Below are 20,899 nucleotides of genomic sequence, written 5' to 3' on the forward strand. Positions count from 1 at the left end.
TGCAAAACAGCAACGAATTCAAACGAGTACAAGAGGCGGATAGATGATGAAGGCATTTGAAGTCAATTTTGACGGGCTGGTGGGGCCGACTCACAACTATAGCGGGCTCTCATACGGCAACGTGGCCTCAGAAACCAATATTCGCGACGTATCCAACCCTAAGGAAGCCGCCAAGCAAGGGCTGCGCAAAATGAAGGCGCTGCACGACATGGGCTTCAAGCAAGGCGTGTTGCTGCCGCAAGAGCGTCCGGACATTGCGACCCTGCGTCGTCTGGGCTTTACCGGCTCAGATCGGGAAGTATTGCTGCAAGCGGCGCATCAGGCGCCGGTGTTTCTGGGCGCAGTCGCGTCCGCCTCCTGCATGTGGACGGCGAATGCGGCGACCGTCTCGCCCAGCGCCGACACCACGGATGGCCGAGTACATTTCACCGCGGCCAATCTGAACGCGAAGTTCCATCGTTCGATCGAGCATCCAACGACGACCCGTATTCTGCAGGGTATTTTCAATAATGATCAGTACTTTGCTCACCACAAAGCGCTGCCGCCCACCAGCCAGTTTGGCGACGAAGGCGCGGCCAACCACACCCGTTTCTGCAAGAACTATGAAGACAAGGGCGTGGAACTGTTTGTATATGGGCGCGTGGCGTTCGATGAGAACGCGCCGCGGCCAATGAAATATCCTGCGCGGCAGACGCTGGAAGCCTGTCAGGCGGTGGCGCGTTTGCACGGGCTGGCCGACTCGTCGGTGGTGTATGCCCAGCAAAACCCGGCGGTCATTGATCAGGGCGTGTTTCACAATGACGTTATTGCGGTAGGTAACCGCAATGTGCTGTTCTACCATGAGCAGGCGTTTTTGAACACGTCGCAAATGCTGACGGAGCTGGAAGGGAAGCTGCAAGGCTGTCTGCTGAAGGCGGTCAAGGTTTCCGACAGCGAAGTGTCCGTAGCGGATGCGGTATCCAGTTATCTGTTCAACAGCCAATTGCTGAGTCTGAATGATGACGACATGATGCTGGTGGTGCCCCATGAGTGCCGCGACAATCCCAACGTCAAAGCCTATCTGGACGATCTGGTCACTCGCGGCGGTCCTATCAAGCGTGTGGAAGTATTCGATCTGAAACAGAGCATGAAAAACGGCGGCGGTCCCGCTTGTTTGCGTCTTCGTGTGGCGTTGACGGAAGCGGAGCTGGCGGCGGTGCACCCTCATGTGATGATGTCTGATGGATTGTTCGACACGCTGAACGCGTGGGTGGACAAACACTACCGCGACCGCATCTCCCAGCAGGATCTGGCCGACCCGCAGTTGCTGACCGAATGTCGCACGGCGCTCGATGAGCTGACCCAGCTGCTGCAATTAGGCTCGCTGTATCCTTTCCAATTAGCCTGATTCCTTCCTGTGAGCGACATGAGCCGCCTCCCTTTGGGGACGGCTCTTCGTTAGTTGTGTTGGAACACAACAATATGTAACGAAACTTAAACTAATTTATCTATAAGTTTCTCTAAGTGTCCGTTAATCTCTGCATAATCGGCTGATCGCCTTTTTCATTAGCATTAAAGCAGGGATACTCAGCGTGGCGGCGAAGCGTCATTCGGTTTTCAATAATGTGCGCCGATTGCTGGCGCGCGCATATAGTTTACGTACGGTGGTCGTTGTGGCCGCCTGTCTTATTGTGGTTGCGCCGCAACTGGCCCGTCATCTTCCTTCTCTGGATACCTGGTTGTACAACGCCGCCTGGAGCGTTAACAAAAATACGCCCGTCAAGCCTGCCGACGATGTTCCTTTAGCGCAAAGGCTGATGCCGGGCCTGGCGCCGACTCCCATATTCTTTTTAGATCCCTATCTGGCGTCGGCTAAACTGGACGCCGCCAGCCAGATTGAAACCAATGCTTTCCGCGTCGCGCCGGGTTTGCAGACGCCGCCCTGGTTTTTCCTGGCTGAGAAAGCGCTCATTTTGGTCTGCATGCTGCTGCTTGTGGCCGCATTGCCCAGAATGACTTGGCCGGCGGGTTTTTTTACTGTCGCTGTGTTTGTGGTTTCCCTCGCAGTTATCCAGATAGGCATGCAAGTGGCGCAGTCCAGATGGCTCCCGCTTGGAGTGACGATCCAGTTCTTAGTGGCGGGCTATCTGGTCATGGCGTTCTGGCTGAAACAGCAGAAGCAGATCGAAGCGTTGCGGGATGCGCGTCAGGACGTCAGTTTACGTCTGGGTAAAATGCAATTGAAGCAGGGCATGCTGGAAGAAACCTTGACCACGCTACGCCCCTGTCTGTCCAGAGAAGACGCCTGCGCCATTGTGTATGACGTGGCCGTACAGCAGGAGAAAAAGCGTCAGTATGACGCCGCTGCAAATACCTATTTGTCCATTGCCGCAGTCAACCCCAAATTCCGCGATGCGGCGGAGCGGGCGAAGAAGCTGGCGAAGTTTGAAACCATGCAGCAGGCGGGAGACACGGAATGGGCGGCTACGCAAACGCTGGCTACGCCGGCGGATATATCCCGCCCTGTACTGGGGCGTTATGAAATCGTGCGCGAACTGGGGCGCGGCGCCATGGGCGTGGTGTACTTGGGACGCGATCCAAAAATCTCCCGTCAGGTCGCCGTTAAGACACTGAATTACAGGCAATTCGACTCCCATCGCCTGACTGACCTCAAAGCGCGCTTCTTCCGCGAGGCGGAAGCGGCGGGCAGATTGGACCATCCCAATATCGTGACGGTCTATGATGTCGGCGAAGAAGCCGATCTCGCTTTTATCGCCATGGATTATATTCAGGGCAAGAGTCTGAACGTTTACGCCAAGCCAGGTCGGCTGTTGTCGGTCGAGGTGGTGTACATGTTGATGGCGAAGGTGGCGGACGCCCTGGAATACGCCCACCAGAAAAATATCGTGCACCGTGATATCAAACCCGCGAATATCATCTTCAACCCGGATAACCAACAGGTTAAAGTAACTGATTTCGGCATTGCGCGGATCTCCGACAAGTCGAAAACCCGCACTGGGCAGATGCTGGGCAGTCCGCTGTATATGTCGCCGGAACAATTGAAAGGCGGCAAAGTGAACGGGGTCTCGGACATATTCAGCCTGGGTGTGACATTTTATCAGTTGCTGACCGGAGAGCCGCCTTTTAACGCGGATTCCCTACCTGAACTGACTCAGCAGATTCTGAACAAAAAGCACCGTAGCGTCAGAGAATTGAGGCCGGAGCTTCCCGCAAGCGCTGTTCGAATTACCAATAAGGCGTTGCAAAAGGACCCTGCCAAGCGATATGCCAATGCAGGCGAGATGGCGGAACAACTAAGGAGATGTTGCATGAACGAGTTTGGAAAAACCGCCTTATGCTGACATATAAAGTAAGTGGACAGAGCCATGTGGGCTGTGTCCGTCGGGCGAATGAAGATTATATCGGCTGGCGCGTTTCCACTGATGGAAGGAGAGCGCTGGCGGTATTGGCGGATGGCATGGGCGGTCATGCGGGGGGCGCTGAAGCCAGCCGTATTGCCGTTGAAGCTTTTATCGAGTGCGCCATAGATCTGATGTGGCGTAACGTCGAACTATCCGAATACCTGATCCGCGAGCGGCTACTGGATGCGGCGGAAGCGGCCAACGAGGCAGTATGCGTCGAGCGCAAGCTGAATGAAGCCCTGTCCGGCATGGGAACTACTTTGGTGGCGGCGTTCTCTTATGACGGCGAGGCCTGCGTGGTCCACGCCGGGGACTCGCGCTGCTATTTGGTGTCCCAGTCTGGAGAACTGAGGCAACTGACCCGGGATGACAGCGTGGTGCAACAGATGCTCGATGACGGCTCTATTACGGAACAGGATGCGCCGCACGTGCCCTACCGTAATATGTTGACCAAAGCGCTGGGGTGCCAGGAGGACCTGCTGTTCAGTTGCATCAATGTCAGTCTCAAAGAGGGGGAGCGCCTCCTGCTATGTTCCGACGGCTTGTTCAACATGTTGCCTCATGGCGTAATCGGCGAATTGGCCAGCGGCGTGCGTCCGCAGGAGGAGCGCGTCGACAGTCTGATCGCAGCTACCTTGAATAAAGGCGCGGAAGATAACGTATCCGTACTAATGGTTGAAGTCAGTGGTATGGCCGTCGATGCCTGACGTGATACGTCGCAGATAAAGAAGTGATAAACAGGACTATGTTCAGCGGAAGGACCGCAAGAAGTGAGGTAAATGTGAGTATGCCCATGCTAGCGCAACTGATTGATGATGTGGTGGCGAATAAATTTCTACTGGAGAAGCGGGAAATCGTAATCGGCAGGCATCCCAACTGCGATATCCAGATCAACGACATCGCCGTCAGCGGTAAACATGCGTTGATTGAAGTGGAGCAAAACCAATATATGGAAGGCGTGCTGGATGTTTTTATTTCGGATAACGGCAGCACGAACGGCACTTTCGTCAACGACGAGAAGGTCAGTGGTCGCCGTCGCCTGAACAACAACGATGTGGTCAGAGTAGCCTGGAACGCTTTTACCTTTATCGATGGCGCTGAAAGCACGCTGGAGAAAACCGCTTACACGTTGGACGAATGATCTTTCCGACCGCATATGGCGGCTTTGCAGCGGCCAGTTGAATTTCCGCACCGGGACAACTACGTATCCAGGCGCTAAGCGGCGTAGCGCAAGCCTTGTAGGCTTCGCGCTATGGCCCGTTGCAAGAATCCGCTTCCCTTATCGCCATTTTTCGCCATAATTCGCCCGCATAATTCCCTAAACCTTTGTTACGCTGATACAGACCGCCTGTTATCGGGCGTTGGCGAAGTGCGGCGATATCCTTCAAAAAAACGCTTATCAAAAATCGCTACGACTAACCTCTTCTAAAGGACAGTGTATGAGAGAAGTTCTGACCCGTTGGGCATGGGGCTTACTATTGGTGTTGATGGTCGGCTGCTCCGGCGAATCCGGCAACGACGACAGCGGCAAGGCAGTACAGTCTCAGGCCATTGCAGAGAAAAAGGCCTCCATTCCGACACCACAGCCAGAGGCCAAAAAGCCGCCGGTTAAAGTGGATCGGGAAACGCTCAAGCAAGAATATGCGCAAACCCCATTCAAGATTCTACGCATTGGCGAGCAACCCTGGGATGACGGTCCCGCACTGTCCGTAACTTTCTCCGCGCCTCTGGACCAGGATACGATGCTGGGTCGTTATCTGACCGTAGCGGATGAGCAGAATCAGCCTGTCGCCGGCGACTGGATTCTTAACCCTGTCGGCACAACCGCCTTCTTTCCTTTTGTCGAACCTGAAAGGCATTACACGGTCACCGTATCGCAAGGTCTGGCGGCCATTACCGGGCGCATGTTGGAAGAGGGCGCCAGTCAGCAGATCAACACTCGCCGTTTGGACCCCAGCGTACGCTTTATCAGCCGTGGCGCTCAGTTGTCGCCGGAGCTGACTGACGGTCTGGAGATTGAAGCGCTGAATATCGACGCGGTCGACATAGATATCTGGCGCATCAGCGACGACAAAATGACCGACTTTGTCAGCGGTTACCTGGGGCGTAGCTATTACGAACTGGAGCAACTGCGCTCCTGGGGTGAGCTGGTGTACGGCGGTCGCTTCGACCTGAATATCGACGTGAACAAGCGCAAACGTCGCCTGATTGATCTTTCCTCTGTCGAACCTCTCAAACAGCCAGGCATTTTCGTCGCCATTATGAAGGGCGCCGGGCATTACCCTTATGAATACGTTACTACCTGGTTCACTGTCAGCGACATTGGTTTGCAAGTTCGCACCTATCAAAATCAGATGCTGGCGTGGGTCAATGGGTTGGCGGACGCCAAACCTCGGAGCGGCGTGAGCATTGAGTTGATCAATCAGCAAGGCAAACTGCTGAGAAACGCCAAAACCGACTCTGATGGCGTGGCGACTTTCGAAGGCGCTGAAACTTCCGCAGTGCTGGCGATTGCGCGTACGGATAAGCAATTGGCGCTGGTGCGACTGAATCAGCCTGCGATGGATTTGACCGAGTTCAAACTGCCAAGCCGCAAGCAAAACCCTCTGGAGCTGTTTCTGTACAGCCCGCGAGATCTGTATCGACCAGGAGAGACCGTACATATCAACGCCTTGCTGCGTGATCATGATGGCCGCAAGGTTACCGCCATGCCGATTCAGGCGGAGTTAACCCGTCCGGACGGTCGCGTGCACACTTCGTTCACCTGGCAAGGGGATGAGCAGAGCTTTTATACCACCACGTTCTCTTTACCGGAAAACACTCTGACAGGTGACTGGTTTTTCAAAGCCACATTAGGCAATGGCGATTACTTCCTGTATCGCCTGCAAGTAGAAGACTTTTTGCCAGAACGCATGCGTTTGGAGATCAAGCCGGATGCGGAGCATTACAGCACTACAGACACCATCAACCTGCAGTTGCAGGCGGAGTATCTGTGGGGCGCGCCAGCCTCCGGCAATCGCGCTGAAACGACATTACAGATTGCGCCGGCGCGTACTGTCTCCGAAACCTTTTCCGATTTTATCTTTGGCGAAGATAACGATGCGCTGAAAGAGACGTTGTCTCTGCCGCCCGTAGAATTGGACGAGGAAGGGCGTTACTCACTGGAACTCCCCAATCATTGGTCTGAAGCGACCATGCCAGTGCGTGTGCGCGCCAATGTCAGCGTATTTGAGTCCGGCGGCCGCCCCGTCGCCCGTCAGTGGCAACAGTCTCTATGGCCCAGCGAAAGTCTGGTCGGCGTGCGCCCGCTGTGGGATGGCGACATCGCCGATCCTGAAACCAGTGCGGCGTTTGAGCTGATTCATATTAATCAGGCGGACGAATTACTGGGCATGGAATACCTGGACGCTACCCTGATTCGAGAAGACTCCGCCTATTACTGGCGCTGGAGTGATGACGGATGGGATTACGAAACCACCGAGCGCAACCAGCCTGTCTACAATCGCGTGATGAAAATCGAGCCAGGACAACGTTTGACGGTGTCCGTGCCGGTTGAGTACGGCAACTATCGTTTGGAGTTGCGCGACAAACAGCAGAATCTGCTCAATGCCTATAAGTTTTTTGCAGGCTGGTCCTGGGACGGCGAACGTGGCGGCAAAGGCCCACGTCCGGAGCAGGTGGAGCTGCGTTGGGACAAGAACGCGTATCAGGGAGGAGACACCGCCAAACTGACGTTGCAGGCGCCATTTGACGGTCGCGCCATCGTCACCGTTGAAGCGAACGAGTTGCTATGGCGTGGCGCAGTGGATGTGAAAGACGGCAAAGCGGACATTAATGTGCCAGTGAAGGATATCTGGACGCGTCATGACATGTTTGCGACAGCGCTGGTGCTGCGCCCTGGAAAACAGTCCGCCCTGGAAATGCCACGTCGCGCCTGGGGCATGCGTCATCTGCCTCTGGATCGCGAAGCCAGAAAAATGCAGATCGAACTGAAAGCGCCGGAGCGCGTTGAGCCAGAGAGCAAGGTCGCGGTGCAGATTCAGGTGCAGCCTGGCTCCACTGCATCCAAGACCGTGGCGGTGACTCTGGCGGCGGTGGATACCGGCGTGCTTAGCCTGACTCGTTTCAAAACGCCGGACCCGTTCGCCTGGTTCTTCAGTCCGCGCAGCTACTCTGCGGAAATTCGCGATACCTATTCCAGTCTGATTGAAATGAGCAGCGCCGACCGCGCCAGACAACGCTTCGGCGGTGACGCGGATGAAATGTCCCGTGGCGGCGATGCCCCCGTCAGCGATGTGCAGATTGTTTCTCTCTATTCAGGCAAAGTGGCGCTGGATGCGGAAGGCAAGGGAACCATCGAACTGCAGCTGCCTTACTTCAATGGCGAAGTGCGCTTGATGGCGGTGGCGTTTGACGACGCCCGTAGCGGCTCTGCGGAAAAGCGCATGACCATCGCGGCGCCGATCGTCGCCGAGATCAACCTGCCGCGTTTCCTGGCGTTTGGCGATAAAACGGAAGCGCTCTGGGATCTGCAAAACCTGCTGCCGGAACAACGTAAACTGAGCGTTAAAGTCAGTGCCGACGGTCCTCTGGGCGGTGCGGAATCCGCTACGGAAGCGACCCTGACGGGCAAAGGCCGCGAATGGGTGCGTCTGCCTCTGGAGGCGATGGATGCGGAAGGCGTGGGCAATCTGTCGTTGAGCGTTACGTCGACGGATGGTCTGGAACCGGCGATCAACATTCAACGTGAATGGAAGCTGGGCCTGCGTCCGCCCTATCCGGCGCAATTGAACATACAAAGTCATGTGCTGGAATCCAGCGCGGCCATGTCGCTGACCGACCCTTTGATTGATGTGGCTTTGAGCTCGTCGCTGGAAACACAATTGTCAGTCGGCTCTGTGCCGCCGTTGGATTCCAACGAATACATGAAATACCTGATCCAATACCCCTATGGTTGCCTTGAGCAGACTTCCAGCCGGGTCTGGCCGCTGTTGCTGGCGACGGAGCAGGATCTGTTCAAGTACGATCGCAGCAGCGGCAAGCAGCTCGCCAAAGAGCGCGACCAGTGGATTGAGAAAGGTCTGGGCCGTATTTCCGGCATGCAACGCTACGATGGCAGCTTCGGTTTGTGGGGCAATGACAGTGATGAATATCACTGGCTGAGCGTATACGCCACAGATCTGCTGCTGTCTGCGAAGCAGCGCGGTTATAACGTGGATCAGGGCTTGCTCGACAACGCTCTGGGCCGCCTGCGCACGTATCTGACCACGCAAGGGCGTCTCAGCACTGAGAACAGTTACTACAGCGAAGCCCGCGATCATTATCACTTGGCCTATCGCGCCTACGCCGCACTGGTGTTGGCGTCCGTGCAGCAAGCGAAACTGGCGGACGTGCGCACTCTGTACGATAACTACAGCAAGTGGGCCAAATCGCCTCTGCCGCTGGCGCAACTGGCGTTGGCGCTGGAGAAACTGGGCGACGCCCGTCGTGCGCAGGAAGCCTGGTACAAAGCGCTGCATTGGGGAGAAATCGGCAGTTATTATGCTGGCGATTATGGCTCACCGGTGCGCGATCTCGCCTGGACGCTATTACTGTCGCTGGATAGCGCTGTCGCCAAGCAACCCTGGGACTTGATTTATCCATTGCGGGATGAGCTGCGCGACCGTCGCTGGTTGTCCACTCAGGAGCAAATGGCTCTTTACCGTTTGTCCCTTGCTCTGAACAGCAAGGCTGGGGCGACATGGAAAGCCTCTCTGGCTCTGAATGGCGACAGTGAGGTGCTGGAGCAGACTCAGCAGTGGATCAACACCTGGAGTAAGGGCTCTTGGCCAGGCGATGTGCAACTGAGCAACATGAACGATTTCCCTCTGTTCGTTACGTTCAAGGCGCAAGGGTACCCGACGCAGGCGCCCAAACCGACCTATGACGGTATCGAAATCGAGCGGGCTTTCTTCGATCTGAACGGCCAGCCCCTCAATATGAAAAAGCTGGAAAGCGGCGACTTCGTATTAGTGATGTTACAGGTGCGTTCGCAGGGCAACCGTTATCTGCCGGATGCGTTGTTGGTGGATCTGCTGCCGGCGGGGCTGGAGCTGGAAAACCAGAATCTGGCTAACGCTACGCGCTTCGATGAAGTGGTGGTGCGCAATAAAATGGTCAGAGACTGGGTAGCGGACACCAGAGTGTTGCACCAGGAGTACCGCGATGATCGTTATGTCGCCGCAGTTCCTCTGGACGCCTACAGCACCTCCGTGATCTTTTATCTGGCGCGGGCGGTGTCGCCGGGTGAGTACGTGATTCCTCCCGCGATTGTGGAGGACATGTACCGTCCGTACTATCGCGCGATCAGCGATACGCCTGGAAAAGTCACTATCAAGGAGCGCTCAGCGCAATGATGAGGGCGGCGCAGCCTGTGCGGCGGAACGGGACACGGAAGCGGAAAAGCGCTTCCCGTTTGTTGCTGGCGCTGGGCTGCGCTCTGTTGTTCTGGAGCGCTCTGTTTGTTGTCGCCGACGTGCTGTTTCCCTTGCAGATGCCGCAAGAGCAGGGACGTCGCTTCGCTCAGGTGGTGGTGGACGCCAGGGGGCAGCCGCTGAGGGCGTTTCCGGATCAAGACGGCGTGTGGCGTTATCCTGTGACGCCGGAGCAGGTGTCGCCACGTTATCTGCAAGCCTTGATGTCGTATGAAGATCGCTGGTTTTACTATCACCCGGGGGTTAATCCGCTGGCGCTGGTGCGCGCCTTCGGGCAGTGGATTTACCATCGTGAAACTATCTCCGGCGGCTCCACATTGACCATGCAGGTCGCGCGAATACTGCATCCGCATTCACGCACTCTGCCTGGAAAGTTATACCAGATGTTTCGGGCGCTGCAGCTGGAAGCGCACTTCAGCAAAGAAGAAATCCTCACGCTGTATCTCAACTACGCGCCATTCGGCGGCGCCGTGGAAGGCGTTCAGGCGGCTAGTTATACCTATCTTGGCAAACCCGCCGCGCAGTTGACTCATGCTGAGGCGGCGTTACTGGCGGTATTGCCGCAGCGTCCTTCAGCGTTGCGACCAGACCGGTATCCTCAACGCGCGCGTCTGGCCCGGGATAAGGTTATTCAGCGTATGCGTACTTTCGCGCTATGGTCACAGCAGGAAACTCGGGAGGCGATGCAGGAGCCGGTCAGCGCGTTGTTCAATCCTCATCCCATGCTGGCGCCATTATTGGCGAGACGACTCAGTCAGGCTTTTCCGGAGCAGGCGCTGATTCAAACCAATATCGACAGTGCGCAGCAGACTGCGGCGCAAGGCTTGGTGGCGGACTATATCCGTCAGTTCCCGGAGCAGACCTCTGCTGCGGTTTTGGTGGTGGATAACGCCACATTGGCGGTGCGCGCTTATGTGGGAACTGCGGAGTTTGGGTCAGAGGAAAGGGCGGGGCACGTGGATATGGTTCAGGCGGTGCGTTCTCCCGGCAGCACCTTGAAACCCTTTTTGTATGGTATGGCCGTTGACGAAGGGCTGATTCATTCCGAGTCCCTGCTGACGGACGCCCCGTTGGCCTTTGCGGGTTATCGGCCATTGAATTTCGACTCGGGATTTTCCGGGCCCGTCAGCGTTAGCGATGCGCTGCGTCGTTCTTTGAATGTGCCCGCCGTCCAGGTGCTGGATGCATTGGGCCCTGAGCTGCTCTATGCACGACTCGCCAATGCGGGAACGGCTTTGCGTCTGCCGGCGGGAGCGCGTCCCAATCTGTCTCTGGCTTTGGGAGGCTCCGGCGCTTCTTTGGAAGAGCTTGCCGGGGCATATGCGGCGTTAGGACGTCAGGGAATGGCGGGGCGGCCTCGATTACAGCCGGACGACCCCTTGTTGGAACGCCGACTGTTGTCTGCCGGCGCCGCCTGGATTATTCAAGATGCGCTACGCATGCCGCTGGAGCGTAGCAATAACCTGTATCGGCAAAGCCGGGCCTGGATGCCGAAGATCGCCTATAAGACCGGCACCAGCTTCGGATTTCGCGACGCCTGGGCGCTGGCTTCTACCGCCAGCGTTACGGTGGCTGTCTGGGTGGGCAGACCTGATGGCACAGCATTGCCGCATAATACCGGTCGTTTCTCCGCCGTTCCTCTGCTGGACCGCCTGCTTCACTTGATGCCGGTGGAGTCCTTGCAACCCTCGCCGCAACCGGCGAACGTGCGGCAGGCGCCGATATGCTGGCCGCTTGGGACGCAGCAACAACTACAGTCCGGCGACGCCTGTCAGCAAGTACACCACGCCTGGTTGCTGGATGAGGCCGCGCCGCCGACGCTGCGGGACCCGTTTCAATCTATCGGGGAGTCGTTGTCCGTCGCCGTAAATTTGGATGCATCAGGGCAATATCGTATAACGCCTCACTGTTCTGAACCGAAGGTTTCACAGCGGCAAGTGACGCTTTGGCCCCAGTCTTTGGAACCCTGGCTGCCCAAACGTCGTCAGCGGGATAACATGCTGCCTCCCATTCATCCCGCCTGCGGTGCGGAATCGGATCAGCAAATAGGCGTCCTGGTGATGGAAGGCATTCGTCCCGGCTCCACGCTGACTCCTCTTCCCGGCGAGGGCGGGCTGCCGGAAGTGAAGCTTAAAGCGGACGGCGCTCAGGGAGAAAACCACTGGTTTCTGGACGGCGTCTGGCTTGGTTCGGTGGAACCCGGTCAAGAGTGGACGCTGGCGTCGTTAAATAATGGGCCGCATGTTGTATCCGTTATGGATCAGGCGGGTAAGACGGCGCGGGTGGCGTTCCGGGTGGCTGGGGTTAAATAGGCTGTGCCTGGAATGATGGAGTCGTTGCCGGTTTTTCCTCACAGGAAATAATTTTGCATCGCAATTCAGAGGATGAAGTCTTTACCGTCGCTTTTTCTGTATGATGTGGCGGATTACTCAATTCAATTAATGTTCAGCGCAGAGCAAGCTTGAATGTCATCTCGTTCCGCGCTCCAGATATTAAGGCGGTTATGAAAACTGTATTGACTATTCGAAGCGTCGCCATGGCGCTTGCCTTAATTACCACTTTGGCGGCCGCGGAAGATGATTTGGCCTCTTGCGACAGCGACGTTATTAAATGGTTTTCCAGCAAGAACTACGAAGCCGGCGACCTGACTTTCTACGACGGCGTTTGGTATCGGTCGCGGATGCGCCATTCAGGAATGCAGCCAGGCATTGGGTTTACCTGGGAGAAATTGGATCTGCCTCCTTGTGAATCGATTCTGAAAGCAGCAGGCGATGAGTCAACCACTGAGCAGGATCAGAGTCATTCGGCGATGGGCACTGAAAACAGGCTTCCTGTAGACGCGCAAACTGTTGAGGACGTCCCCGCTCGGGCTGAAACTGATGGCGCATCGACATTGACGCCAGAGCCGGCAGTCGACCACAGCGTTGAAGTGCAAGTGGAAGATGTCGGGTCAGACGATTGGCGCGAAAAAGAAAGCCTGATCTCGCAAATTAAAAACCTGTTGAGCCCTGAGCCTGAATCCAATGGCCTTAAATGCGCCGACATCAAGCCCTGGAGTTTTGCACAGTCCTACTATGTATCCGACTTGGTGAGCTATAAAGGGCACTATTACTCGGCCATACGTAATTCCAATGGCGGCTATCCGGATAGCATGCAGACGCCGCCGTCCTGGAAACCGATTGAGCTGGACTGCGGGGACTGAGGGTAGAGAGAGTTAAGCGGTTCGGCGCTGCGCCGGCACTTGAAGTATTCACAGCAAATAAAGGAGAAGACGGATGCTGCAATCCGACATTCATGGAGTTTTGGAGTTTCTAAGGGGGGCGGAGCAGCTAAAGAACGTCATCCGCTCCGCCTGGACGTCCGCGGGGCGAAAAGAAAGCACCGCGGAACATACCTGGCGTCTCTGCCTGATGGCGATGGTGTTTGAAAAGGCCCTGCCTGAGCTGGATTTCGCCAAGCTGCTGAAAATATGCATTATTCATGACCTGGGAGAGGCCATCAGCGGCGACATCCCCGCCACTGAACAGTCTCCGGATGTCGACAAATCCATTCAGGAACGCCAGGACCTTCTACAGTTGCTGGAGCCGCTGCCGGAGCATCTGCAGCAGGATATTCTGGCGCTTTGGGATGATTATGATCAGATGCAATCCTTAGAGGCCAAAGTCGCCAAAGCGTTGGATAAAATGGAAACCATCCTGCAGCATAATCAGGGCAAAAATCCCCAGGATTTCGACTACGCCTTCAACCTGGAGTACGGCAAAAAGTACGCGAACATTGATCCGTTTATTCAGCAGTTACGGGACATTGTCGATCAGGAAACCCTGGAGAGATCGCAAAGCCCACGGAAAGGATCGCCTGAGTAATCCGCATCGCGCCCCAATGCGTTCTGGCGTTGCTCCAGCGCGCATCGGGACGTTCGCTATCTTATTCTGCGACTTCGTAATCGAACACCATGACGTCGGCGATGGTTGGAACGAATACGTCCTTGAAGGCTTCATGTTTGGGGTGTGGAAGGTAAGCGTCGCGGTCCGCCACCGTGGCGAAGGTCAAATTGAAGCAATGTTCCAGTCCTTTGGTGAGTCCCTCTGTACTGTTGTTGGGGCCATATTCGAAAGCGGCCACTTCATCAATTTCATCCGCCATTCTGGCGAAAAGTCTGACCATCTCTGCAACATCTGCGTCAGAGAGGCTGTCTTTAAACTTCACGAATACAAAATGTCTGATCATGTTCAAGTCTCCAGGGCGGCGGCCAGACGCCGCCGTCTGTTAAGTTTCTGATAACAAAGCGCCTTTGCAAATCAGATTTGACGCTCGTCAGCGTCGTCGCGATCATTTTTCTTTATTGTTCCTTTCGTTTTCGAATGTGTACGAGGGAGGAGGAGAAATGAACAGCGAGTCGCAAAAAAAATGGATCAGGTTTCTGGCCCCGGCGTTGTTGCTGGCGGCCGCCGGATTCGCCTACATGGCCTACCAGCCGGAGAGTTTACCGGACTCTATCGCCAGGGGAAATGGCCGCCTGGAGGCGCAGGAGATTGATGTCGCCACCAAGCTTCCGGGCAGGGTTGAGGCCGTTTTGGCGGAAGAAGGCGAGATGGTGAAAGCTGGCCAGGTGCTGGCGCGCATCAATGTGGACGATCTGCAGGCGGAACTGCGCCAGGCCCAGGCTACCCTGCGACAGGTGCAGGAGTCAGCCAAATATGCGGAAGCGGTGGTGGATCAGTACGAAAGTGAACTGAGCTTTGCTGAAAAAGAGTTGGCGCGCTCCAGTCAGCTAAGTCAGAAAGGCCACGTCTCCGCAGAGAAGCTGGACCTGGACAAGACATCTAAATTGCGTGCGGAAGCCGCGCTGAAAGCCGCCCGCATTAAGGTGGTGGAAGCCCAGGCGGCGATTGAGGCGGCGCAAGCGGCGATTGAGCGCCTGCACGCCAACATTGCTGAGTCCGAATTAAAAGCCCCCATCGACGCCCGGGTGCTGTATCGGTTGGCGGAACCTGGAGAAGTACTGGGCTCCGGCGGTAAAGTGCTGGCGTTGCTGGACCTGACCGATGTCTACATGACGATTTTCCTGCCGACCTATCAGGCTGGCGTATTGTCCGTCGGCGCTGACGCACGGGTGGTGGTCGACGCTCTGCCGGATCTCCGCATTCCCGCCAAAGTCTCTTATGTCGCGCCGCGCGCGCAATTCACGCCCAAGCAGGTGGAGACCCAGACAGAGCGTGAGAAGCTGATGTTCCGGGTGAAAGTGAAAATTGATCCTGACTTGCTGAAAGCGCATCAGGAGAAAGTCAAAACCGGGGTCACTGGCGTCGCTTATGTGAAGCTGGAGGACGACGTTGAGTGGCCGGAAGACCTGCAAGTGAGGCTGCAGTGAGTCCAGCGGCGCCGGTTGTCGAAATCAATGGGCTCGAACATCGATACGGCGACCTTATCGCGCTTCAAACGCTGAGCCTGAATATTCCCGCTGGCGTCATCGCCGGGATCATTGGTCCCGACGGCGTCGGTAAGTCCAGTCTGTTGAACCTGATCTCCGGGGCCGCGCGCATTCAGTGCGGCTCGGTGAGCGTATTGGGCGGCGACATCAGCGACGATAATGTGCGCGATGAACTGTCCCCCCGCATCGCCTATATGCCGCAGGGGCTGGGGAAAAACCTGTATTTTTCTCTCTCTGTATTCGAGAACGTGGACTTTTTCGGACGCTTATTCGGACTGGATAGAAGAGAGCGTCATCACCGCATCAACACCCTGCTGCGCAGCACCGGACTGAGCCGCTTTCGCGAGCGCCCGGCGGGGAAGCTGTCAGGGGGCATGAAACAAAAACTGGGGTTATGTTGCGCGCTGATTCACGACCCTGATCTGCTGATTCTGGATGAACCCACCACCGGCGTAGACCCACTTTCCCGACGTCAGTTCTGGCGATTGATAGATGCGCTGCGGGGCGCTGACGGACGCATGAGCGTGCTGGTGTCCACCGCCTACATGGATGAAGCTGAGCGCTTTGACTGGCTGGTGGCGATGGATCAAGGCCGCATTCTGGCGACGGGCGCTCCCGCTGAGCTGAAGGCGCAAACCGGAGCGAGCAACCTTGATGAAGCTTTCATCCGTCTTTTGCCTGAAGAGAGCAGGAAGGGGCATCGTGAACTGACCATCGCGCCCTGGCGCGAATTGTCGCCGGTTCCCGCAATAGAAGCGCAAGGGCTGGTCAAGCGTTTTGGCGCTTTCACCGCCGTGGATCAGGTGAGCTTCAGTATCCGTCAGGGAGAAATTTTCGGTTTTATCGGCTCCAACGGCTGCGGCAAAACCACCACCATGAAGATGCTGACTGGTTTGTCTCCGCCGACGTCCGGCGTGGTGCGCTTGTTCGGCGCGGAAATGGAGCCGAATGATCTGGCGGCGAAGAAAAACGTGGGCTATATGTCGCAGTCGTTTTCGCTCTACGCTGAGCTGACGGTGCGGCAAAACCTGATGTTGCACGCCAAGATCTTCGGGCTGGACGCTCGCCAATCGAAGATACGCACCCAAGAACTGTTGAACGACTTTGGTCTGCAGGCGTATGAAGACGAATTTGCGGAATCACTGCCGCTGGGAATTCGTCAGCGGTTGTCGTTGGCGGTGGCGGTAGTGCATAAGCCGAAAATACTGATTCTGGATGAACCAACGTCCGGCGTTGATCCGGTGGCGAGGGATCGGTTCTGGGAGCACCTCATTCAGCTCTCTCGTCAGGATGGCGTAACGATTTTTATTTCCACGCACTTTATGAACGAAGGCGAGCGTTGTGACCGGGTGTCGTTGATGCATGCGGGTAAGGTGCTGGCCTGCGACAGTCCGCAAAATATTGTGGCGCAGCGGGAGGCGGAGAGTTTCGAGGAGGCGTTCGTGAGCTGCTTGAGCGAGGCCGCCGGTGATGGACAAGAGGCGGAAACCAACGCTCCCGAAGACTCTCCTGCTGCTGAAGCAGCGGCGCCGGAGCGCTCGGGGAAATTCTTGGCGCAAGGCTTCAATGTGCGCCGGATGCTGGCGTATGCGCATCGGGAGTCGTTGGAGTTTCTACGCGACCCGATTCGTCTGACATTCGCGTTGCTGGGCTCGGTGATCCTGATGTTCGTGTTGGGATATGGCGTCAGCCTGGATGTGGAAGACCTGGCGTTCGCCGTCTATGACCAGGATCAAACGCCGGAGAGTCGTGATTATGTCCAGTATCTGGCTGGATCGCGTTATTTCATTCAACAGCCGCAGGCGGCCACTTATGACGAAGTGGATCGCCGTATGCGCAGCGGCGAGCTCAGCTTTGTGGTGGAAATTCCCTCGGGATATGGCCGTGATGTGAAGCGGGGCCGACAGACTGGCGTGGCGGTTTGGCTGGATGGCGCCATGCCTTTCCGGGGCGAGACGATCAAAGGCTATCTGTCCGCCGCCCACTATGCTTATCTTGGCGATCTCGCCATACGTTCATTGGGATCAGCGCCCGCGTTGTCTCCGGTCAATTTGGAAATGCGTTATCGCTACAACCAGGATTTCCGCAGCATCTACGCCATGGTTCCCGCAGTGATACCCATGTTGCTGATTTTCATCCCCGCTATCTTGATGGCGCTGGCGGTGGTGCGGGAGAAGGAGCTGGGCTCCATCGTCAACCTGTATGTCACGCCGGTGACGCGGTTGGAGTTTCTGCTGGGCAAACAGGCGCCATACATCCTTGTCAGCATGATCAGCTTTTTGTTGCTGGTGGCGCAGTCGGTTTTTTTCTTCGATGTGCCCATCAAAGGCAGCTTTGCGGCGCTATGTTTCGCCGCGTTGTTGTACGTCATTGCGACAACAGGCCTGGGATTGTTGGTGTCTTCATTCACCCGGACTCAGATCGCCGCATTGGCGGGGACGGCGTTGGCTACATTGGTTCCCGCCGTACAGTTTTCCGGCATGACGGACCCCGTGTCCTCCCTGGAGGGGGCGGGAGCCTGGATTGGGAGCCTGTATCCGACCACCTATTTTCTGATTATCAGTCGGGGAACCTTCACCAAGGCGCTGGAGTTTGCGGACCTGTACTACTACTTCCTGATACTTGCGGCCTTTATTCCCGTGATTACCGCATTGTCGGTGTTGACTCTGAAAAAGCAGGGGCGTTGATATGAGCAGCAAACTGGCCAACATTCGTCGCCTGGGAATAAAAGAAATCCGCAGCTTTTTACATGACCGCGCGTTGCTGATATTCGTCTTGGCGGCGTTCACTATTATCGTGTACAGCGCCGCCACAGCCGCCTCAAGGGAGCTGCACAATGCGCCTATCGCCATTGTGGATGAAGATCAGAGTCAGCTTTCACTGCGCGTCGCCAATGCCTTTTATCCCCCCCATTTTAAAGAACCGGAGCTGATTTCCTACGCGGACGTGGATGCGGGGATGGATGAGGGACGCTACACCTTCGTTGTGGTGATTCCGTCCGGGTTACAGAAAGATGTGATGGCGGGAGCATCCTCTGATATGCAGGTGAATATCGACGCCACCGCCATGACTCAGGCCTTCATTGGCGCTACCTACATTCGCAGTATCGTGACGGCGGAGGTGAACGAGTTCGTCAGTGGTCGTCGCGATGAAGCGGCGCTGCCGATAGAGCAGAATGTGCGCGTCATGTTTAATCCTAACCTGACGGGCTATTGGTTTGGCGGGGTGATGGAGATCATCTCCCAGATCACGTTGTTGTCGATTATTCTCACAGGCGCCGCGCTGATCCGTGAAAAAGAGCATGGCACTCTGGAGCACTTACTGGTGATGCCGCTGTCGCCGCTGGAAATCATGGCTGCGAAAGTGTGGTCCAATGGTTTGGTCGTTCTACTGGGCGCGGCCATGTCGCTATATGTGGTGATCCAGGGCGTGTTGGATGTGCCGATTGCCGGATCGGTTCCACTGTTTCTGCTTGGCGTAGCGCTGCATTTGTTCTCTACGACTTCCATGGGCATCTTTCTGGGAACGGTGGCGCGCTCCATGCCGCAACTGGGACTGCTGATTATTCTGGTGATACTGCCCATGCAGTTGCTGTCCGGCGGCATTACGCCGAGGGAGAGTATGCCGGATATCGTGCAATACATTATGTTGGCGGCGCCGACCACGCACTTTGTCAGTTTTGCGCAGGCGATTATATATCGCAGCGCCGGGTTCTCGGCGGTGTGGCCTCAGTTTCTCGCCATTACCGTCATTGGCTTGGCCTTGTTTCTGGCGGCGCTTGGACGATTCCGGAAAATGGTGGAAACTACCCAGTCTTAAACCACTTACGATGCAGTAAAAGGAAGTCCGATGACGCCAGCGATTAATCAGGCCAAGAAGGCCAAGATAACCTACCAAGTTCATGAATATGCGCATGATCCGCGCTCTGAGTCTTACGGCGAAGAAGCCGCACAGGCGATGGGAGCGCCCCCGGAGCGCGTATTCAAGACGTTGCTGGTGTCATTGACCGGCGGTGCGCAAAAACTCGCCGTCGGTATTGTTCCCGTCTCCGGCAAGTTGGACCTGAAAGCCGTAGCGAAAGCGCTTGGCGCCAAAAAAGCGGAGATGGCGGACCCAAAGGAAGCCGAGCGCGCCACCGGATACATTGTCGGCGGCATCAGCCCACTGGGACAGAAAAAGCGCCTTCCTACTGTTCTTGACGATACCTCTCTCAATTACGCCACCATCTTCGTCAGCGCAGGAAAACGGGGCCTGGAAATAGAACTTGCTCCTCAAGACTTGCTATCGCTCACTGGCGGCGTCTCTGCGGCGATTGGCGTTTCAGACTGACTGGAATATGAAGCAGAAATTGACGCCTTTGCGTGCAGCTTGATGACGTCGATGGGGCCGGATTAGGTTTCTGAGGAAGAGTACATGTATCGAAAGGCGATGCCAAAATGCGAAGTAAAGGGGGCTCTAGATCCAGTGCTATTTAGTCATATGGGCATAGAAGAACTTATTCCGGCTAAGTGCGCTAAGTGCGAATATTTTTTGGAAGGAGAGTGTCTAAGGGCGGAAGAACAAATCGGTGGTTACTTGCCATTGGATTATGGCGCTTGTCGAGTTAATGGAAGCTGCATACCGGTGCAGATTGAGAGCAGTCGCTTTTATATCCCGGAAAAATGTGTTGGCTGCTCTTTTTTGGCGGGAGAGACTCAATCTGGATATCAGTGCTTGCAGGATAAGGAGATCTGGAAAAAAGGAAAGCCTTTGGATTGGGGGGAATGGACGCCAGATTTGCCTAATATAGGTTACGCAGGTCTCAACATTGATGAGTCTGTGCTGGAGGCCGTGAAAAACGGAGCCGAGGTTTTCGTCATAAAGCGCCTCCGACTATTAAATAATAATTTAACCCTCAAATTTTGCAGGCAGGCTTATGCCGACCTACGTTGTATGATGGAGAAGTTTGGCTAAGAAGCTACTGTTTTTATGCTGATGCTCTTCTCGCAAAGCCTGTAGTCGCAACCACTCTTTATAGTCCATATCTTCTTCCTGCACAGGAAGGCTTTTTATATACGCTATGGCGGTGTCAGTTCCTTTATTTTTATAAATATTAGCGATTGTTTCCGCACGATGTCTACGCTGCTTGAAGTAGTGTTCAGTTGGGGAAGGACGTAAAGGAATTTTTATTCTTGGAAGCAGGGTTATAAAACTACCATACTCGCTAAACATATCAGCTGTTTCCTGACATTCTGGCGTTTGCTCCTCCAGTCTGCGAATCGCCATAGTCAAGATATAAAAATCAGAATAGTCAGAGTTTTTTTCGATAATCTGCTCTAGTTGCTGAAGCATATAGCTCTCGGGGTATGGCGTGACGAGGGCGAGCCAGGATGCCCACGCCAGGCTACGGCTGCCCCTATTTGTTATATCTTCGAAAAGTTTGGCGTCCATGGCGCAGATACAATGGTAGCAGGTGTAGAAGAACTCCAAAGGCAAGCATCTCACTTGTGGATATTCAGGTATAAACTTTTGATAGCCTCTGACTCTTACAAGCTGTTTGTTTAATAAACTCTTTATGCTTGGAAGTTGACCGCCTCGGAAATGTGATGCGCCAT

15 protein-coding genes are annotated in these 20,899 nt (G+C 55.6%); 13 read left to right on the plus strand and 2 right to left on the minus strand.

Going from position 1 to position 20,899, the window contains the following annotated elements; translation table 11 throughout:
* The first annotated feature begins 46 nt into the window (after positions 1-46).
* From astB to HCH_RS08880, 8 genes are all read left to right on the plus strand, one after another.
* A complete protein-coding gene (gene astB, locus HCH_RS08845; protein ID WP_041599375.1) occupies positions 47-1,387 on the plus strand; it encodes an N-succinylarginine dihydrolase in 1,341 nt (446 codons plus the stop codon).
* A 184-nt stretch (positions 1,388-1,571) separates the two neighbouring features.
* Positions 1,572-3,341, plus strand: a complete 1,770-nt coding sequence (locus HCH_RS08850; RefSeq protein ID WP_011395856.1) for a serine/threonine-protein kinase — start codon at positions 1,572-1,574, stop codon at positions 3,339-3,341.
* Positions 3,335-4,108: a PP2C family protein-serine/threonine phosphatase gene (locus HCH_RS08855; protein WP_011395857.1), complete on the plus strand. Its 774-nt coding sequence runs from the start codon at positions 3,335-3,337 to the stop codon at positions 4,106-4,108. Before HCH_RS08850 ends, HCH_RS08855 begins: the two co-directional genes overlap by 7 nt.
* Positions 4,109-4,188: 80 nt before the next feature.
* Positions 4,189-4,542 carry an FHA domain-containing protein gene (locus HCH_RS08860; RefSeq protein WP_011395858.1) on the plus strand — a complete coding sequence of 118 codons (354 nt, stop codon included), beginning with the start codon at positions 4,189-4,191 and terminating at the stop codon, positions 4,540-4,542.
* A gap of 298 nt (positions 4,543-4,840) precedes the next feature.
* The gene (locus HCH_RS08865; RefSeq protein WP_011395859.1) at positions 4,841-9,796 is read left to right on the plus strand and encodes an alpha-2-macroglobulin family protein; all 4,956 of its coding nucleotides are present in this window, start codon (positions 4,841-4,843) and stop codon (positions 9,794-9,796) included.
* Positions 9,793-12,186, plus strand: a complete 2,394-nt coding sequence (gene pbpC, locus HCH_RS08870; protein ID WP_011395860.1) for a penicillin-binding protein 1C — start codon at positions 9,793-9,795, stop codon at positions 12,184-12,186. The genes HCH_RS08865 and pbpC overlap by 4 nt, the downstream gene beginning before the upstream one ends.
* Before the next feature lie 191 nt (positions 12,187-12,377).
* Positions 12,378-13,076: a hypothetical protein gene (locus HCH_RS32205; protein WP_011395861.1), complete on the plus strand. Its 699-nt coding sequence runs from the start codon at positions 12,378-12,380 to the stop codon at positions 13,074-13,076.
* A 73-nt stretch (positions 13,077-13,149) separates the two neighbouring features.
* Positions 13,150-13,737 (plus strand): HD domain-containing protein, encoded by a 588-nt coding sequence (locus tag HCH_RS08880; protein WP_011395862.1) that lies wholly within the window; start codon positions 13,150-13,152, stop codon positions 13,735-13,737.
* Positions 13,738-13,798: 61 nt separating this feature from the next.
* On the opposite strand, the gene HCH_RS08885 is transcribed toward HCH_RS08880, so the two are convergent.
* Positions 13,799-14,101 (minus strand): Dabb family protein, encoded by a 303-nt coding sequence (locus HCH_RS08885; protein WP_011395863.1) that lies wholly within the window; start codon positions 14,099-14,101, stop codon positions 13,799-13,801.
* A 157-nt stretch (positions 14,102-14,258) separates the two neighbouring features.
* On the opposite strand from HCH_RS08885, the gene HCH_RS08890 reads away from it, so the two are divergent.
* The 5 genes from HCH_RS08890 (at position 14,259) to HCH_RS08910 (ending at position 20,258) form a co-directional block, all read left to right on the plus strand.
* Complete coding sequence (locus tag HCH_RS08890) at positions 14,259-15,245, plus strand: HlyD family secretion protein (RefSeq protein WP_011395865.1); 987 nt, start codon at positions 14,259-14,261, stop codon at positions 15,243-15,245.
* Positions 15,242-17,992, plus strand: coding sequence for a ribosome-associated ATPase/putative transporter RbbA (rbbA, locus tag HCH_RS08895; protein ID WP_011395866.1), 2,751 nt, complete (start codon positions 15,242-15,244; stop codon positions 17,990-17,992). Before HCH_RS08890 ends, rbbA begins: the two co-directional genes overlap by 4 nt.
* A gap of 1 nt (position 17,993) precedes the next feature.
* Positions 17,994-19,124, plus strand: a complete 1,131-nt coding sequence (locus HCH_RS08900) for an ABC transporter permease (RefSeq protein WP_011395867.1) — start codon at positions 17,994-17,996, stop codon at positions 19,122-19,124.
* Positions 19,125-19,154: 30 nt separating this feature from the next.
* The gene (gene ybaK, locus HCH_RS08905) at positions 19,155-19,634 is read left to right on the plus strand and encodes a Cys-tRNA(Pro) deacylase (protein WP_011395868.1); all 480 of its coding nucleotides are present in this window, start codon (positions 19,155-19,157) and stop codon (positions 19,632-19,634) included.
* A gap of 84 nt (positions 19,635-19,718) precedes the next feature.
* Positions 19,719-20,258: a hypothetical protein gene (locus HCH_RS08910; RefSeq protein WP_041598522.1), complete on the plus strand. Its 540-nt coding sequence runs from the start codon at positions 19,719-19,721 to the stop codon at positions 20,256-20,258.
* Here HCH_RS08910 and HCH_RS08915 read toward each other — a convergent pair.
* The gene (locus HCH_RS08915; RefSeq protein ID WP_148212523.1) at positions 20,229-20,636 is read right to left on the minus strand and encodes a hypothetical protein; all 408 of its coding nucleotides are present in this window, start codon (positions 20,634-20,636) and stop codon (positions 20,229-20,231) included. The genes HCH_RS08910 and HCH_RS08915 overlap by 30 nt on opposite strands.
* Positions 20,637-20,899 lie beyond the last annotated feature (263 nt).

The organism is Hahella chejuensis KCTC 2396, assembly GCF_000012985.1.
Taxonomy (GTDB): domain Bacteria; phylum Pseudomonadota; class Gammaproteobacteria; order Pseudomonadales; family Oleiphilaceae; genus Hahella; species Hahella chejuensis.

What these genes read in the sequence shown, in the direction of transcription:
- astB (WP_041599375.1), top strand. Translation starts at nt 47, where the DNA reads ATGAAGGCATTTGAAGTCAATTTTGACGGGCTGGTGGGGCCGACTCAC.
- ybaK (WP_011395868.1), top strand. Translation starts at nt 19,155, where the DNA reads ATGACGCCAGCGATTAATCAGGCCAAGAAGGCCAAGATAACCTACCAA.
- pbpC (WP_011395860.1), top strand. Translation starts at nt 9,793, where the DNA reads ATGATGAGGGCGGCGCAGCCTGTGCGGCGGAACGGGACACGGAAGCGG.
- HCH_RS08890 (WP_011395865.1), top strand. Translation starts at nt 14,259, where the DNA reads ATGAACAGCGAGTCGCAAAAAAAATGGATCAGGTTTCTGGCCCCGGCG.
- HCH_RS08915 (WP_148212523.1), bottom strand. Translation starts at nt 20,636, where the DNA reads ATGCTTCAGCAACTAGAGCAGATTATCGAAAAAAACTCTGACTATTCT.
- HCH_RS08880 (WP_011395862.1), top strand. Translation starts at nt 13,150, where the DNA reads ATGCTGCAATCCGACATTCATGGAGTTTTGGAGTTTCTAAGGGGGGCG.
- HCH_RS32205 (WP_011395861.1), top strand. Translation starts at nt 12,378, where the DNA reads ATGAAAACTGTATTGACTATTCGAAGCGTCGCCATGGCGCTTGCCTTA.
- HCH_RS08860 (WP_011395858.1), top strand. Translation starts at nt 4,189, where the DNA reads ATGCCCATGCTAGCGCAACTGATTGATGATGTGGTGGCGAATAAATTT.
- HCH_RS08865 (WP_011395859.1), top strand. Translation starts at nt 4,841, where the DNA reads ATGAGAGAAGTTCTGACCCGTTGGGCATGGGGCTTACTATTGGTGTTG.
- HCH_RS08885 (WP_011395863.1), bottom strand. Translation starts at nt 14,101, where the DNA reads ATGATCAGACATTTTGTATTCGTGAAGTTTAAAGACAGCCTCTCTGAC.
- HCH_RS08910 (WP_041598522.1), top strand. Translation starts at nt 19,719, where the DNA reads ATGTATCGAAAGGCGATGCCAAAATGCGAAGTAAAGGGGGCTCTAGAT.
- HCH_RS08855 (WP_011395857.1), top strand. Translation starts at nt 3,335, where the DNA reads ATGCTGACATATAAAGTAAGTGGACAGAGCCATGTGGGCTGTGTCCGT.
- HCH_RS08900 (WP_011395867.1), top strand. Translation starts at nt 17,994, where the DNA reads ATGAGCAGCAAACTGGCCAACATTCGTCGCCTGGGAATAAAAGAAATC.